The 379-nt window shown below is 59.6% G+C and carries 1 protein-coding gene; it reads right to left on the reverse strand.

Annotation, left to right across the window (positions count from 1 at the left end):
* The coding region (locus CLH62_RS20890; RefSeq protein WP_265734817.1) for an MATE family efflux transporter at positions 1-379 on the reverse strand (379 nt) is incomplete at both ends.

The raw sequence follows: 379 nt of genomic DNA on the forward strand, positions 1-379 counted from the left end.
TTAAGTAAAATAATCTTGCCCCCAGCAGCAGGCTGGCGGAAATCAGCCCGGCGGTGAGTCCCACCCAGAATCCGGCCGCCCCCATGGCGGGTACCAGTCCATCGGTGAAGGTCAGCAGATAACCCAGCGGCAGTCCCACCACCCAGAACGAAAACAGCATGATCAACATGGGGATGCGGGTGTCCTTGTAGCCCCGCAGGGCACTGATACAGGTCACCTGGATGACGTCGGCAATCTGGAAAATGGCGGCAAACAGCAGCAGGTTGGTGGTGACAATCCGCACCGCGCTGTCGCTGCTGTAGAGCCCGGCAATGGCATCGCGGAACAGAAACAGCAGGCTGGCGAACACCAGGGCTACTGCAGCGGACAGGATCAGTGA

The organism is Marinobacter guineae (assembly GCF_002744735.1).
GTDB lineage: Bacteria > Pseudomonadota > Gammaproteobacteria > Pseudomonadales > Oleiphilaceae > Marinobacter > Marinobacter guineae.